Annotated in this window: 13 protein-coding genes; 9 read left to right on the forward strand and 4 right to left on the reverse strand. The window is 58.5% G+C overall.

Annotated features, from left to right (window positions below; translation table 11 throughout):
- Positions 1-10 precede the first annotated feature (10 nt).
- Together recQ and SIB92_RS14415 are read right to left on the reverse strand one after the other, a co-directional pair.
- Positions 11-2,050, reverse strand: coding sequence for a DNA helicase RecQ (gene recQ, locus SIB92_RS14410; RefSeq protein WP_412552700.1), 2,040 nt, complete (start codon positions 2,048-2,050; stop codon positions 11-13).
- An 81-nt stretch (positions 2,051-2,131) separates the two neighbouring features.
- On the reverse strand, positions 2,132-2,416 hold the full coding sequence (locus SIB92_RS14415) for a YggT family protein (protein WP_294115632.1): 285 nt from the start codon (positions 2,414-2,416) through the stop codon (positions 2,132-2,134).
- Positions 2,417-2,541: 125 nt separating this feature from the next.
- Between SIB92_RS14415 and SIB92_RS14420 the strand changes: the two genes are divergently transcribed.
- The 8 genes from SIB92_RS14420 (at position 2,542) to SIB92_RS14455 (ending at position 10,077) form a co-directional block, all read left to right on the forward strand.
- Positions 2,542-3,078 carry an acyl-CoA thioesterase gene (locus tag SIB92_RS14420; protein WP_412552701.1) on the forward strand — a complete coding sequence of 179 codons (537 nt, stop codon included), beginning with the start codon at positions 2,542-2,544 and terminating at the stop codon, positions 3,076-3,078.
- 56 nt (positions 3,079-3,134) lie between these two features.
- Positions 3,135-4,487, forward strand: a complete 1,353-nt coding sequence (locus SIB92_RS14425; RefSeq protein ID WP_412552702.1) for an MFS transporter — start codon at positions 3,135-3,137, stop codon at positions 4,485-4,487.
- Positions 4,469-5,386 (forward strand): penicillin-insensitive murein endopeptidase, encoded by a 918-nt coding sequence (gene mepA / locus SIB92_RS14430; protein WP_412552703.1) that lies wholly within the window; start codon positions 4,469-4,471, stop codon positions 5,384-5,386. Before SIB92_RS14425 ends, mepA begins: the two co-directional genes overlap by 19 nt.
- A complete protein-coding gene (locus tag SIB92_RS14435; RefSeq protein ID WP_412552704.1) occupies positions 5,359-6,264 on the forward strand; it encodes an esterase-like activity of phytase family protein in 906 nt (301 codons plus the stop codon). Before mepA ends, SIB92_RS14435 begins: the two co-directional genes overlap by 28 nt.
- A 96-nt stretch (positions 6,265-6,360) precedes the next feature.
- Positions 6,361-6,996 carry a queuosine precursor transporter gene (locus SIB92_RS14440; RefSeq protein WP_412552705.1) on the forward strand — a complete coding sequence of 212 codons (636 nt, stop codon included), beginning with the start codon at positions 6,361-6,363 and terminating at the stop codon, positions 6,994-6,996.
- A 370-nt stretch (positions 6,997-7,366) separates the two neighbouring features.
- Positions 7,367-7,789 (forward strand): alternative ribosome rescue aminoacyl-tRNA hydrolase ArfB, encoded by a 423-nt coding sequence (arfB, locus tag SIB92_RS14445; protein WP_412552706.1) that lies wholly within the window; start codon positions 7,367-7,369, stop codon positions 7,787-7,789.
- A gap of 66 nt (positions 7,790-7,855) precedes the next feature.
- A complete protein-coding gene (locus SIB92_RS14450) occupies positions 7,856-9,121 on the forward strand; it encodes an aminotransferase class III-fold pyridoxal phosphate-dependent enzyme (protein ID WP_412552707.1) in 1,266 nt (421 codons plus the stop codon).
- A complete protein-coding gene (locus tag SIB92_RS14455) occupies positions 9,118-10,077 on the forward strand; it encodes a phosphotransferase enzyme family protein (protein WP_412552708.1) in 960 nt (319 codons plus the stop codon). Before SIB92_RS14450 ends, SIB92_RS14455 begins: the two co-directional genes overlap by 4 nt.
- On the opposite strand, the gene SIB92_RS14460 is transcribed toward SIB92_RS14455, so the two are convergent.
- Positions 10,074-10,520: a winged helix-turn-helix transcriptional regulator gene (locus SIB92_RS14460; protein ID WP_412552709.1), complete on the reverse strand. Its 447-nt coding sequence runs from the start codon at positions 10,518-10,520 to the stop codon at positions 10,074-10,076. The two genes, SIB92_RS14455 and SIB92_RS14460, sit on opposite strands and share 4 nt — an antisense overlap.
- Positions 10,521-10,657: 137 nt before the next feature.
- Between SIB92_RS14460 and SIB92_RS14465 the strand changes: the two genes are divergently transcribed.
- Positions 10,658-11,566: an alpha/beta hydrolase gene (locus SIB92_RS14465; protein WP_412552710.1), complete on the forward strand. Its 909-nt coding sequence runs from the start codon at positions 10,658-10,660 to the stop codon at positions 11,564-11,566.
- Here the strand turns inward: SIB92_RS14465 and pncB are convergent.
- On the reverse strand, positions 11,563-12,855 hold the full coding sequence (gene pncB, locus SIB92_RS14470) for a nicotinate phosphoribosyltransferase (RefSeq protein WP_412552711.1): 1,293 nt from the start codon (positions 12,853-12,855) through the stop codon (positions 11,563-11,565). The genes SIB92_RS14465 and pncB overlap by 4 nt on opposite strands.
- Between the last annotated feature and the right edge of the window lie 38 nt (positions 12,856-12,893).

A 12,893-nucleotide genomic window follows, 5' to 3' on the forward strand; every position in this document is an offset into this window, starting at 1 on the left:
TGAAGTCTATCTAGTTGGCATCCCGGAGAATTTCCAGAAAGGCATCCCCAAAACGTTCGGCACGGCGATCCCCGAGCAATCGCTCCATCGCCTGCGCGTCCCGAGGCTTAGTGCTGGCAACTTTCGCCAGCATCCCAGCGGAACAACTCATCGGTTTGTCGATGCCCTCTGGGCCACGCAGCAGATTTGATTGCGCCTCCAGCAATTGGTCATAGAGGTCCGCATCCTGCCGGCCGGCGATCTTTCGGCGGCTTGGGTGCATTTGCTCCGCTTCACCGTTGATAACTTCGAGGAAAGCATCCCCGTAGTTGGCAAGCTTCTTGGCGCCGACGCCATTCACCCGCGCCATTTCGTCCTGATTGCTCGGGCGCACCTCGGCCATCTCTGCGAGCGTACGATCCGGGAAAATCACATAGGCGGGCACCTTCGCCGCCTCGGCCAAGGCGCGGCGTTTGGCTTTCAAAGCGGACATCAGCGGCGCATTTTCTTCGCTGACCAATGTTTTGGCCGCAGGACGCCGCGAGGTGGCGCGGATAGTGTCACGTCGGAGCTTGACGGTTTCTTCGTCGCGCAAAACTGGCCGCGCCCGTTCGGTCATCATAAGCGCGCCATGGCGTTCCGGGTTGGGACGCACCAGATCGTGCCCCATCATCTGACGGAACACGGCCTGCCACTGGCGTTTGTCGTACTCCTTACCAACGCCATAGGTCGGCAGCACATCATGCCCCCGTTCACGCACCTTGTCGGTCTCATTGCCAAGCAAGATGTCAATCAAGTGACCGGTGCCAAACCATTCGCCCGTGCGCAAAATCGCAGACAGAGCTTTGCGCACCGCTTCGGTGCCATCAAACACCTCAGGCGGCGTGTCGCAGAGGTCACATTTCCCGCAGGTGACCTCTGTTTCTCCGAAGTATTGCAAGAGGTTCGCACGACGGCATTCCAAAGCCTCCGCCAAACCAAGCAGAGCATTGAGGCGCGCGTGGTCCGCCGCGCGGCGTTCAGGCGGCGCAAGGCCTTCGTCAATTTGTGAGCGACGCAATCTAATGTCGTCTGGGCCAAACAGTGTAAGCGTTTCCGCTGGCGCGCCATCCCGCCCAGCGCGACCAATCTCCTGGTAATAGGCCTCAATCGACTTGGGCAAATCCGCATGGGCAACCCAGCGAATGTCTGGCTTATCCACCCCCATGCCAAAGGCCACGGTTGCGACAACAATCAACCCGTCCTCGCGCTGGAACCGCACTTCGGTGTCGCGTCGTTTCTGTGGGTCCATACCGCCGTGATAATGCAGCGCCAAATGACCTTCGTCTCGCAGCGCTTTTGCAAGAGTTTCGGTTTTGGCGCGGGTGCCACAATAGACAATGCCGGATTGCCCTTTGCGGGCAGCGGCAAACTGCAGGATCTGCTTTCGGGGATTGTCCTTGGCGGCAAAAGCCAAGTGCAGGTTGGGGCGATCAAAGCCGTGCAGAAAGGTCTCTGGTGCGACTCCACCAAACAAACGCTCCACAATCTCGTCTCGGGTTTCGGCATCCGCCGTGGCTGTGAAGGCCGCAATTGGCACATCTAGTGCCCGCTGTAATTCCCCTATGCGCAGATAATCAGGCCGAAAATCATGCCCCCATTGGCTAACGCAATGCGCTTCATCCACCGCAATCAGGCCAACGCCTATTTGGCGCAACATGCCCAGCGCGGCGCCGGAGGCCAGTCGTTCTGGCGCGATGTAAAGCAGCTTGAGACGCCCAGCGTCAATCGCATCCCACACCTGTGCGGTCTCTTCTTCGGTATTGCCAGACGTGAGCGCGCCCGCTTCCACCCCTGCCTCACGCAAAGCACGCACCTGATCCCGCATCAGTGCGATCAGCGGTGAAATCACAACGGTAACGCCACCGCGGATAAGGGCAGGCAATTGATAACAGAGGGATTTGCCGCCGCCGGTTGGCATGATTGCCAACACATTGTCACCACGTGTGACAGCTTCCACGATGTCTTCTTGTCCCGGGCGGAAGGCGTCAAAGCCAAAAACATCGCTCAGAACCGTGGTTGCGGCCTGCATTTTTCACCTTTTGTTGGGACAATCTGCGTTTCGCGCGACTGTCCCATAGGCAGGCGGAAGCCTCAAGCCCGAAGGCGCAGGTTAGCCAAGAAGAACCGCGGGAAGAATGTAGTCACGCAGCGAGATAATGATCACAAAGACCACCAAAGGCGCGAGATCCAGCGGACGGGTGTCTGGCATCACACGACGTACCGGCTCGTAGATCGGCTCCAGAAGACGGTTCAGGCCGGTCCAGATTTGCGACACCAGCGGCTGGCGCAGGTTCAGGACCTGGAAATTGATCAACCAGCTCATGATGATATGTGCCAGCATGAAGAAGAAGGCGATATCCAAGATCAGCCGCAGCGGGCCGTAAATTGCCATCATGAGAGGCTCCTTTGCTCTGATTGGGGCACAGTTAAGCACCGTTGCGTCAAAGCACAAGCCTGCGCTGGAATCTCGGTTGACGATGTGTTGCGGAAGGCATTGAAGGGCAGGCAAAGGAGAGCCCCATGTATCCCATCATGCGCATGGTCAAAGAGCTGATCAAATTTCGCAACGCGTCCCCGCTGCCGTTGACCGGCACCCATGTGTCCGAGCACCGCTGTTGGCCGTCTGACATTGACCTGTGGATGGAGCTTAACAACGGGCGCACGCTGACCCTGTTTGACTTGGGCCGTATCCCGCTGGCGCAGCGCATTGGTTTGGTCGGCGTTCTGCGTCGAGAGAAGTGGAGCATGACCATGGCGGGCGCCACCGTGCGTTATCGCCGTCGCATTCGTACCTTCGAGAAGATCGAAATGCGCAGTCGGGCGGTGTTTTGGGATGACCGCTTTATCTATCTGGAGCAATCCATGTGGAAACAAAACGGTGAGTGTGCAAACCACGCGCTCTATCGGGCGGCGGTGACCGACAAGAACGGCATTGTGACGCCAGATCGGGTGATGGAGGCCATGGGGTTGGACGAGCAATCGCCGGAAGCCCCCGATTGGGTAGCCAATTGGATTGCCGCAGAATCCACCAGACCGTGGCCCCCGATGCAGGATTAACTTGCTATGGTTGTGACATCCCGTCTAAGTGTACTTGAAAGTCCGGGGGGATGCGGATGTCAGAAGTTTCAGCGCGCAAGCGCATTTGGGGTTGGTTCTTTTTTGACTGGGCAAGCCAGCCATATAACACCCTCCTCATCACCTTTATTTTTGCACCATACATCAAAGACTTGATGGGGGATGGCGCCGAGGCTCAAGCAGCCTGGGGGTTTGGCGTTGCTGCGGCTGGCATTGTCATTGCCATCCTCGCGCCGGTGCTGGGCGCCATGGCGGACAATTCCGGGAACCGACTGCGTTGGATCTGGCTGTTCTCAGCGATGTATGTGGTGGGATCCTTTGGCCTATGGTTTGCCGCGCCCGACAACTTTGATTTGCACACCACCCTCCTGCTTTTCGCCATTGGCATGATCGGCATGGAGTTCGCCACAATCTTCACCAACTCGATGCTGCCGGAACTGGGCACCAAAGAAGAGGTGGGGCGTATCTCCGGCAATGGTTGGGCCTTTGGTTATGTCGGTGGCTTGTTTGCGCTTGTTTTGATGCTGGCGCTTTTTGCCGAGGATGCGCAGAGCGGCAAGACCATTATTGGGCTGGACCCGGCCTTTGGACTGGACGCCAGCCAGAGAGAAGGCACGCGCTTTGTTGGTCCTCTGACGGCGCTTTGGTACGCGGTGTTTATGATCCCGTTCTTTCTTTGGGTACGTGATCCGAAGCCGATCAAACCCGCAAAGGGCGCTACGGCTGGTGCACTCAAGGAAGTTTGGGGCACCATTCAAAACCTGCCGCAGACGCCCTCTTTATTTGCCTATCTTGGCAGCTCCATGTTCTACCGCGACGCGCTGAACGGTATGTATACCTTTGGCGGGATTTACGCGGCCGGTGTGTTGAACTGGTCCGTGGTGGATGTAGGCATCTTTGGTATTCTAGCCATTATTTCCGGTGCAATCTTTGCCTGGGTCGGCGGGCGGGCTGACGAAAAACTGGGGCCGAAACCCGTTATTACCTTCTGCATCTTTGTGCTCTGTGGTGTGGCAATCGCGATTGTCTTTATCTCCCGCGAGAAGGTCTTTGGCATTGCGGTGGAAGAAACCTCCAAGCTGCCTGATGTGGCGTTTTATGTTTTGGGCGCACTGATTGGTGCGGCCGGAGGTGTGATCCAATCCGCCAGCCGCTCGATGATGGTGCGGCAGGCATTGCCGGGCAAAACTGCGGAGTCCTTTGGGCTCTACGCCTTGGCTGGCAAAGCAACCTCCTTCATTGCGCCATTTCTGATTGGTGTTGTGACCCTTTGGTCAGGCAGCCAGCAGATTGGCGTGACACCGCTGATCGCTCTTTTCCTCTTGGGTCTGATCCTGCTACGCTGGGTCAACCCAAAGGGAGACAGCGACACATGGGCTACCGCTTCTTAACTGTACTGGCCCTGATCGGGCTTGCCGCGTGCAAGAATGAAGCGCCGGAGCGCACGGTTGCTGTGTCGACCCAGCAGCAGGTGCCGGTGAGCATGCAAGGCGTTCAGGCCAAACAGCTTTTTGGCGCCAAGCCTGCCGCCTCTCAACAAAGTAGCGCGCCGTTCGGCGGGTATTCCAAAGGCTGCCTCGCCGGCGGTGATATGCTGCCGGAAACTGGTCCGACATGGCAGGCCATGCGCCTGTCGCGCAACCGAAATTGGGGACATCCGGTCACAATTGACTACATCAAAGACCTCTCTGCCAAGGCTGCGCAGCAACCTGGGTGGAACGGGCTTTATATTGGGGACATCAGCCAGCCGCGCGGAGGACCGATGTTGACCGGCCACCGCTCGCATCAGCTGGGACTGGACATCGATATCTGGATGCTGCCCGCGAACCGGCTCAACCTGACTGCCGCGGAACGTGAGAGCATTTCCTCGATTTCCATGCGTCGCGACAGGGGCGCATACGTCAACAGCAGCTGGACCAAACAGCATCATGAGATCCTGAAGGCCGCGGCCAGTGATCCTCGCGTGGCGCGGATTTTTGTCTTCCCCGGCGCCAAGGTGCAGATGTGTGACGACGCCAAAGGTGACCGCGCGTGGCTGCGGAAGATCCGACCATGGTGGGGGCACCATTATCATTTCCATGTGCGCTTGAACTGCCCAGAGGGCACAACGGGCTGTGTGAACCAGGACCCACCGCCCAAGGGTGACGGTTGTGATGACGCAAGGCAGTGGGTGCAGGACATTCTTTTCCCGCCACCGCCAGATCCCAATGCGCCTAAACCAAAACCACGACGTGAACTTCAAATGACGGACCTCCCACAGCAATGCGTCGCAGTTTTGCAATCGCCGTAGCGGCGTGTGTGCTCAGCGCGGGCTTGTTGGCGGGTCGTGGCCTGAGCGGCAACACCTCGAGCGATCTGGCAGAGCATGTTTCGACTTATACGTGGCGCCTACACGACGGGTGGTTTGGTGGATTTTCCGGCATCGAGCTGTCGGAAGACGGGCGGCAAATGGTTGCGATCTCGGACCGCGGGATGTTTGTGACGGGCACGTTGCAACGCGAGGTCGGTGCGGTTTCTGGTATTAAAAACGTCGAAGCATTTCGCGTGTTGGATACCAAAGACAGCTTCCCGAAAAAGGCAGGATTGCGCGACAGTGAAGGGTTGGTCTTGCAAAAGGATGGCAAGCTTGTGGTGTCCTTTGAAGGTAAACACAGGTTGAACCGTTTTGTGCAACCGGGAGCCAAAGCGCAGGGCATGGCTTGGCGCAAAGAGTTCAACAGGATGAAGTTGAACGGCGGGTTTGAAGCCTTGGCGATCAACAATTGGGGCAAAATTTTTGCGATTCCCGAGCAGCCGCTTGGCGATGACAGCGTGACGCAGGTCTTCACGTTGGAAAAAGGCCAATGGGAAAAGGCCTTTACCTTGCCACGCGCGAAACAGTTTCAGCCTGTGGGCGCAGATTTCGGGCCGGATGGGCGGCTGTATGTGCTGGAACGTGGGTTCAACGGCTTGGGATTTCGCGTGCGCGTCCGCAGTTTTGCCGTGGAAGGCAACACGGTAAGTGATGAAAAACTGTTGCTGCGCAAAGATATAGGTATACATGACAACCTCGAGGGTTTGGCGGTTTGGCGTGATGAGGCCGGGCGTATTCGGCTGACGATGATCTCGGATGACAACTTCCGTTTGATCCAACGCACCGAGATCGTGGAATATGTCCTTCCGCAATAAAGCTTGATTTGCTGGGGTCCGCGCTGTAGGAGCGCTCCGTCCCGCGACGGTCGCGGGGCCAAGTCGCCGCTACCTTGTCAAAACGGGCTCAGACAAATGAAAACGACCTATCTTCCTGGCATCATTGCCATGGCTGCTATTGTTGTAGCCTCCAATATTCTTGTGCAATTTCTCTTTGGTCAGTGGCTGACCTGGGGGGCGTTCACCTATCCTCTCGCCTTTCTTGTGACCGACGTCATGAACCGCGTGTATGGCGCGCCCGCCGCGCGCAAAGTGGTTTTTGCCGGTTTCATCGTGGGTGTGATCTGCTCCTTCATTGGCACCCAGATCATGCTGGAAGGCGACGGCTTTACCTATCCTGCCGTGACTTTGCGCATCGCTATCGGCTCCGGTCTCGCGTTCCTGACCGCGCAACTGCTTGATGTGGCGATCTTTGATCGGCTGCGTGCAGGCGCTTGGTGGCGGGCGCCATTGGCCTCGACGCTGATCGGCTCCTCTGTGGATACAGCCATCTTCTTCACCGTTGCTTTCAGCGGCGCACTCTCCTTAATCGAACCAGGCAACGACGTCAGCTGGGCGGGTGAAATGCTGCCTCTGCTGGGCGCGGGTCCTGTGGTGCCACTTTGGGTGAGCCTGGGCTTTGCCGATTGGTGCGTAAAACTTACGCTTGCGCTGCTCGCTCTTGTGCCGTTCCGCATGATCGTGGGGTCTTTGACAGCACGCACCACATGATTTTGTTTGACTTATCTCCAACCTGTGGCAGGCTGGAGATACGCGAAATCATCTGAAAGGAGGTGCCCATTGTCTAGAGAAGCTATGGAGAACGAGGTCGGAACAGTTTGGGGAGAACGCAGCTGAGGCAGCCCTTGGCTGACGTAAAGTCCGAATTGGTGTGATCCTAACCGACGCACCTCCAATCATCTCGAAGGGCTGTTTCCAACGCGGGAAGCAGCCCTTTTTGCTGCCGAATTAACCTCTGAAAGTCGCCCAAATGCCACGTCGGTATCGCGTCGGTATTTTGACTGTATTGCGGAGGTGCAAATTTCCAGCGCATACAATCCGGTAAATCTTAACGAACAGGCCGCGCAACGCGGAGAGAGTCATGCTTCGGATAAGCGATGAGATCACAATTGAAGACTGGGAGCTGACCGAGCAGTTCATGCGCGCCAGCGGTCCCGGTGGTCAGAATGTGAACAAAGTTGCAACCGCTGTGGAGCTCCGCTTTGAGGCGGCACGCTCCCCTGCTCTGTCGGCCCCCGTGAAGGCGCGGCTCAAACGGCTCGCCGGACGGCGCTGGACAAAAGACGGCGCGATCATCATCCAATGTGATGAGACGCGTAGTCAGGCCCGCAACCGTGACATTGCGCGCGATCGTCTAGCGGAGTTGATCCGCAAATCTTTGGTGGCCCCCAAGCGCCGGATCAAGACCAAACCCACCTATGGCAGTCAGCAGCGGCGCCTGAAGGCCAAGAAAGAACGTGGCGAGGTGAAGGCCATGCGTGGGAAGGTTGGCCGCGACGATTGATTGGTGGTTGCAGCCTCATGAGTTCGGGCGCAGTAATGGCGCGGGAGCAAATTGAGGGAGCAAGCCATGTCGGACGCATTGGCGCGGCGCAAGCGGCTGTTGGGGCCACATGTCACCACATTTTACAAAGAGCCAGTGCATCTCGCACGCGGTGAAGGTGTGTGGTTGTGGGACACGGACGGACGCAAATATCTGGACTGTTACAACAACGTGCCGCATGTCGGGCATTGCCACCCGCGCGTGGTAGAGGCAATTGCGACGCAGGCTGCGACACTGAACACCCATACACGGTATGTGCACGACGGGATTCTGGATTATGGCGAAGCGCTGACCGCGAAGTTTGACCATGACCTGACCAGCATGGTGATGGTCTGTTCCGGGTCCGAGGCCAATGATGTGGCGCTGCGCATGGCGCAGGCGATGACCGGCAAGACCGGCGTGATCACCACCGACAATACCTATCACGGCAACACTTCGGCGGTGAGCCAGCTCAACAGCTCCAAGGTGCCGATTGGCGGTTTCAAGGATCATGTGAAACGGGTGCCCGCACCTGACAATATGCAGCCGGTTGGCGGCACCCGAGAAGGGCAAAAAGCGGCCTTCACCGCAGCGGTTAAGGCGGCGATTGCCGAACTTGAAGCCTCCGAACATGGGGTGTCGGCGCTGATCATCTGTCCCTACTTTGCCAACGAAGGTTTCCCGACACTGGAAGAGGGCTTCCTTGATGAGGCCGTTGCGGCGGTGAAGGCGGCGGGTGGTATTGTGATTGCTGATGAGGTGCAGCCGGGATTTGGCCGGATTGGCAGCCATTGGTGGGGCCACCAGAAGCTTGGCTTTGCGCCGGACATCGTGACTTTGGGCAAGCCGATGGCGAATGGGCATCCAGTGGCGGCGACGATCACGCGGCCGGAAATCCTGACCGCGTTTCAAGAAGGCTTCAAATACTTCAACACTTTCGGCGGCAACCCGGTGAGCGCGGCGGCGGCACATGCGGTGCTGAACGTGATTGAAGACGAAGGGCTTGTGGCGAACGCGGCGGATGTGGGTGCTTATGCGGTGGCGCAGTTGAAAGAGCTGCAGGCGCGCTATGACGTGATTACCGATGTGCGCGGCTCCGGCCTGTTCTTTGGCGTAGAACTGTGGCGCGACGGGAAACCGGCGACCGAGATTTGCACGGCGATGATTGATGAGATGCGCAATCGCGGCGTGCTGTTGCACAGCGAGGGGCGCTACGACAACACGTTAAAAATCCGCCCGCCCTGTGCGTTTGATCGCGGCAATACGGACCTGCTGGTGGAGACCATGAACGCGGCCTTTGAGGCGGTGCTATGAACAATCACGAGGCGATTGTAGCTGCGCAAGAGGCGTTAAAGGCTTGGGGTGTGGAGATGACACCTCGGTTGATCAAGAACCGTGAGAACATTGTCTTGGAGGCGGCGGGACCGGATGGGCAGCGCGCGGCGTTGCGCCTACATCGGCCGGGATATCAGAGCGATGATGCGATCCGCTCAGAATTGTGGTGGTCAGAGGCATTGGTAGAGGCCGGCATGGAGGTTCCGCAGCCGATCCGCACCTTGGCAGGCGACGTGCTGGCGACCGATGGGTCGCGTGTGGCCTCGCTGGTGACCTGGCTGGACGGTGCGCCGCTGGGCGAAGGTGGTGTGCAACTGGCGATGGAGGCGGCGGAGCAAGAACGGCTGCATGAGGCGCTGGGGACCGAACTGGCGCGGTTGCATGTGGCCAGCGACGCAATGCAGCGGCCAGACGCGTTTGAGCGTGAGGTGTTGGATCTGGACGCGTTGCTGGGCGATGCGCCGTCCTGGGGACGGTTCTGGGAGAATGCCAGCCTTTCTAAGGAGGAAGCTGCGCTGCTGCTGTCCTGTCGCGAGAAGCTGCGGTCCGAGATTGGAGCGCATGCCGATGCGGGGGGCGATTTTGGTCTGATACATGCGGATGCGTTGCGGGAAAATGTGCTGGTTCAGGAGGGTCAAACGCGGCTGATCGATTTTGATGACGGCGTGTTTGGCTTCCGCATGTATGAGCTGGGCGTGGCCATGTCCCAGAATTGGGATCAAACCAACGAGCCGGCCTTGGGAGCTGCTTTGTTACGCGGCTATGCCTCAGTGCGGGCCTTGCCGGACAATGCGGAACAGTTGCTGCTGGCGTTTACTGTGATGCGGGCGATGGCGTCTTGTGGCTGGGTCATCGGACGCTATGCCGACGATCATCCGGCGGTGCGGGATTATGCTGAGCGGGCCATCGCCATGGCACAGCGGTATCTGGCTTAACCCCGGTTGGCTTCCACCCAAATCGACTGCGAGGTGATTTCGGCGCCGGTGTTGGCGTCGATCACCTTTGGGTCCGTGGGATTGCGCGTTGCGCGATCAAGGAATCGGTAGGGTTCCGATTTTTCCGTAGGCAGATGGGTCTGCGCCCAAGCGGTCATGGCCTGCATCACCGGCACAAAGTCTCTGGCCGCCTGCGTTGGGTGATACTCGTAACGCGTGGGGCGCTCCTGATAGGGTTTGCGCTCCAAAAGGCCGTGGGATTCCAAACGTTTGAGACGATCTGACAACACGTGGCGCGTGATCTTTAGACGTTTCTGTATGTCATCAAAGCGGCGGATGCCAAAAAGCGTGTCGCGAAGGATGAGCAGCGTCCAGCGGTCGCCGAGCACTGACATTGTGCGGGCCACAGAGCAGCCTTCGTTGGGGAGATCAGTCCATTTCATGAGTCTGATGTAGCATCTCTGGCGGATTTTCCCAATAGGTTCCAAAACAGAACTTGACTCAGTTCCGATTTAGAACTTATGACTCGAGCAGTGGGTTCTATTTTGGAACCCAAGTGCGTGTGACGCAGGAGAGAGTGATGACCGACAGCAGTGTTCCTTCCTTTGTACGGCGGCGGCGCAAGCTGCCCCAGATCAAAAAGCTGGCGATGTTGGCGGCGCTGCGGGGGCAAATGTGGGCGCTGTCGCGGAGTGCGCCAGATCGCGCGGCGGTGCGGCTGGCGCATCTGTTCACCACACCGCCAAGGCCAAAGGTGCGGGCATGGGAGCGCGCAGCCATGGCGCAGGCGCGCTACACACGACGGCGGTTTGGCGCACTGGGGTTTCTGTCGGTCTACCGCTGGGTGCCGGAAAGCGCAGGACCACATCCGAAAGTGCTTTTGATGCATGGGTTTGGCGGGCGTGTCAGCCAGTTGAGCGGCTTGGCCGAACCGCTGGTGGCAGCCGGTTATGAGGTGGTGGGGTTTGATGCCCCGGGGCATGGCAAGTCGCCTATGCGCAATGCCGCCCTGCCAGATTTTGTCGATGCGCTGGAGATGTTTGCCGCACAAGAAGGCGCGTTTGATGCGGTGATCGGCCACTCCATGGGGGGTGCGGCAGTGGCAACAGCCTTGCGGCTGGGCATGGCTGCCAAGCGCGCCATTCTGATTGCGCCTCCGGTGTATCCGGGCACCTATCTGGCGCAGGCCGGGCGAATGCTTGGGGCCACGGATAAGGTCACAGGGAGGGCGCAGGCGCTGATCGAGGCACGGTATGGGCGGGCGTTTGATGAATTTCGCACGCCGCTTAATGCGTCGGTCTTGGATCAGGATGCCCTGATCCTGCATGACCGCGACGACAAGCAGGTGCCACTTTCAGAAGGGCAACAGGTGGTCGAGGCCTGGAAAGGTGCGCAGTTTGAAGTCACCGAAGGCCTGGGTCACACGCGGATATTGCGGGACCCAAGCACGATGGCTTTGGTGCAGACTTTCCTGATGCAGACCGCTTAGACGATCACTTCCATTTCGTCCTGCTGCCCCACGCCAAACACGCGTTTGTAGCGCTCAATTTCGCTGGCGGGACCCATGGCCTTGTTGGGGTTGTCTGACAGTTTCACCGTCGGTTTGCCGTTGGCTTTGATGGCTTTGCAGACCATGGAGAACGGCGCGAGACCGTCATCCGGCGTCAAGCCGCGGAAGTCGTTGGTCAACAAGGTTCCCCAGCCAAAGGACACACGCACGCGACCGGCAAACTGTGTGTGCAGCTCGGCGATTTTGTCAGTGTCCAAGCCATCGGAGAAAATCACCAGTTTCTTGGTCGGGTCTTCGCCGCGCTCTTTCCACCAACGGATGGCGGTTTCGGCACCCTTGGCGGGATCGCCGCTGTCGATGCGGATGCCGGTCCAGCCCGCAAGCCAATCTGGCGCGCGCTGCAGGAAGCCTTCGGTGCCATAAGTGTCCGGCAAGATGATGCGCAGGTTACCTTCGTGCTCCTCATGCCAGTCGGCGAGGACTTTGTAAGGTGCCTGGCGCAGCTCTTCATCGGTATCCGCCAAGGCCGAGAACACCATGGGCAGCTCGTGGGCATTGGTGCCAATGGCCTCCAGATCGCGTTTCATCGCAATGAGGCAGTTGGAGGTGCCAACAAACTTGTCGCCGAGCCCTTCGACCATGGCCTGCACGCACCAATCCTGCCACAGATAGGAATGGCGGCGGCGGGTGCCGAAATCGGCAATGCGCAGGTCCGGCAGGGTGCGCAGGTGGTCGATTTTCTCCCACAGCTTGGTCATGGCGCGAGCGTAGAGCACTTGCAGCTCAAACTTTCGCATGTCGTGCAGCACCGCGCGGCCGCGCAGCTCCATCAGGACTGCCAGAGCTGGGATTTCCCACAACATGACCTCATGCCATTTGCCTTCAAAGGTCAGCTCATACTGGCCGTCGCGCTTTTCCAGATGGTAGTCTGGTAGGCGCATGTTTTCGAACCACTCCATAAAGTCCGGGCGGAACATCTGGCGCTTGCCGTAAAAGGTGTTGCCGCGCAGGAAGGTGCTCTCGCCACGGCTCAGAGACAGAGACTGGATATGGTCGAGCTGTTCGCGCAACTCGCCTTCGTCGATCAGATCCGCCAAGCGAATGCTGGAAGACCGGTTGATCAGGCTAAAGGTGACATGCGCGTCAGGGCGATTGCGAAAAATCGACTGACACATCAGCAACTTATAAAAGTCGTTGTCGATGAGGGAGCGCACAATGGGATCAATTTTCCATTTGTGGTTCCAGACACGGGTGGCGATATCGACCATATTCTCTGGTCCTCACAGTCTCGTTTCGCCGTTGATAC

This window comes from Shimia sp. MIT1388 (genome assembly GCF_047124445.1).
Taxonomy (GTDB): domain Bacteria; phylum Pseudomonadota; class Alphaproteobacteria; order Rhodobacterales; family Rhodobacteraceae; genus Shimia.

What these genes read in the sequence shown, in the direction of transcription:
- recQ (WP_412552700.1), bottom strand. Translation starts at nt 2,050, where the DNA reads ATGCAGGCCGCAACCACGGTTCTGAGCGATGTTTTTGGCTTTGACGCC.
- SIB92_RS14415 (WP_294115632.1), bottom strand. Translation starts at nt 2,416, where the DNA reads ATGATGGCAATTTACGGCCCGCTGCGGCTGATCTTGGATATCGCCTTC.
- SIB92_RS14420 (WP_412552701.1), top strand. Translation starts at nt 2,542, where the DNA reads ATGTATCCCATCATGCGCATGGTCAAAGAGCTGATCAAATTTCGCAAC.
- SIB92_RS14425 (WP_412552702.1), top strand. Translation starts at nt 3,135, where the DNA reads ATGTCAGAAGTTTCAGCGCGCAAGCGCATTTGGGGTTGGTTCTTTTTT.
- mepA (WP_412552703.1), top strand. Translation starts at nt 4,469, where the DNA reads ATGGGCTACCGCTTCTTAACTGTACTGGCCCTGATCGGGCTTGCCGCG.
- SIB92_RS14435 (WP_412552704.1), top strand. Translation starts at nt 5,359, where the DNA reads ATGCGTCGCAGTTTTGCAATCGCCGTAGCGGCGTGTGTGCTCAGCGCG.
- SIB92_RS14440 (WP_412552705.1), top strand. Translation starts at nt 6,361, where the DNA reads ATGAAAACGACCTATCTTCCTGGCATCATTGCCATGGCTGCTATTGTT.
- arfB (WP_412552706.1), top strand. Translation starts at nt 7,367, where the DNA reads ATGCTTCGGATAAGCGATGAGATCACAATTGAAGACTGGGAGCTGACC.
- SIB92_RS14450 (WP_412552707.1), top strand. Translation starts at nt 7,856, where the DNA reads ATGTCGGACGCATTGGCGCGGCGCAAGCGGCTGTTGGGGCCACATGTC.
- SIB92_RS14455 (WP_412552708.1), top strand. Translation starts at nt 9,118, where the DNA reads ATGAACAATCACGAGGCGATTGTAGCTGCGCAAGAGGCGTTAAAGGCT.
- SIB92_RS14460 (WP_412552709.1), bottom strand. Translation starts at nt 10,520, where the DNA reads ATGAAATGGACTGATCTCCCCAACGAAGGCTGCTCTGTGGCCCGCACA.
- SIB92_RS14465 (WP_412552710.1), top strand. Translation starts at nt 10,658, where the DNA reads ATGACCGACAGCAGTGTTCCTTCCTTTGTACGGCGGCGGCGCAAGCTG.
- pncB (WP_412552711.1), bottom strand. Translation starts at nt 12,855, where the DNA reads ATGGTCGATATCGCCACCCGTGTCTGGAACCACAAATGGAAAATTGAT.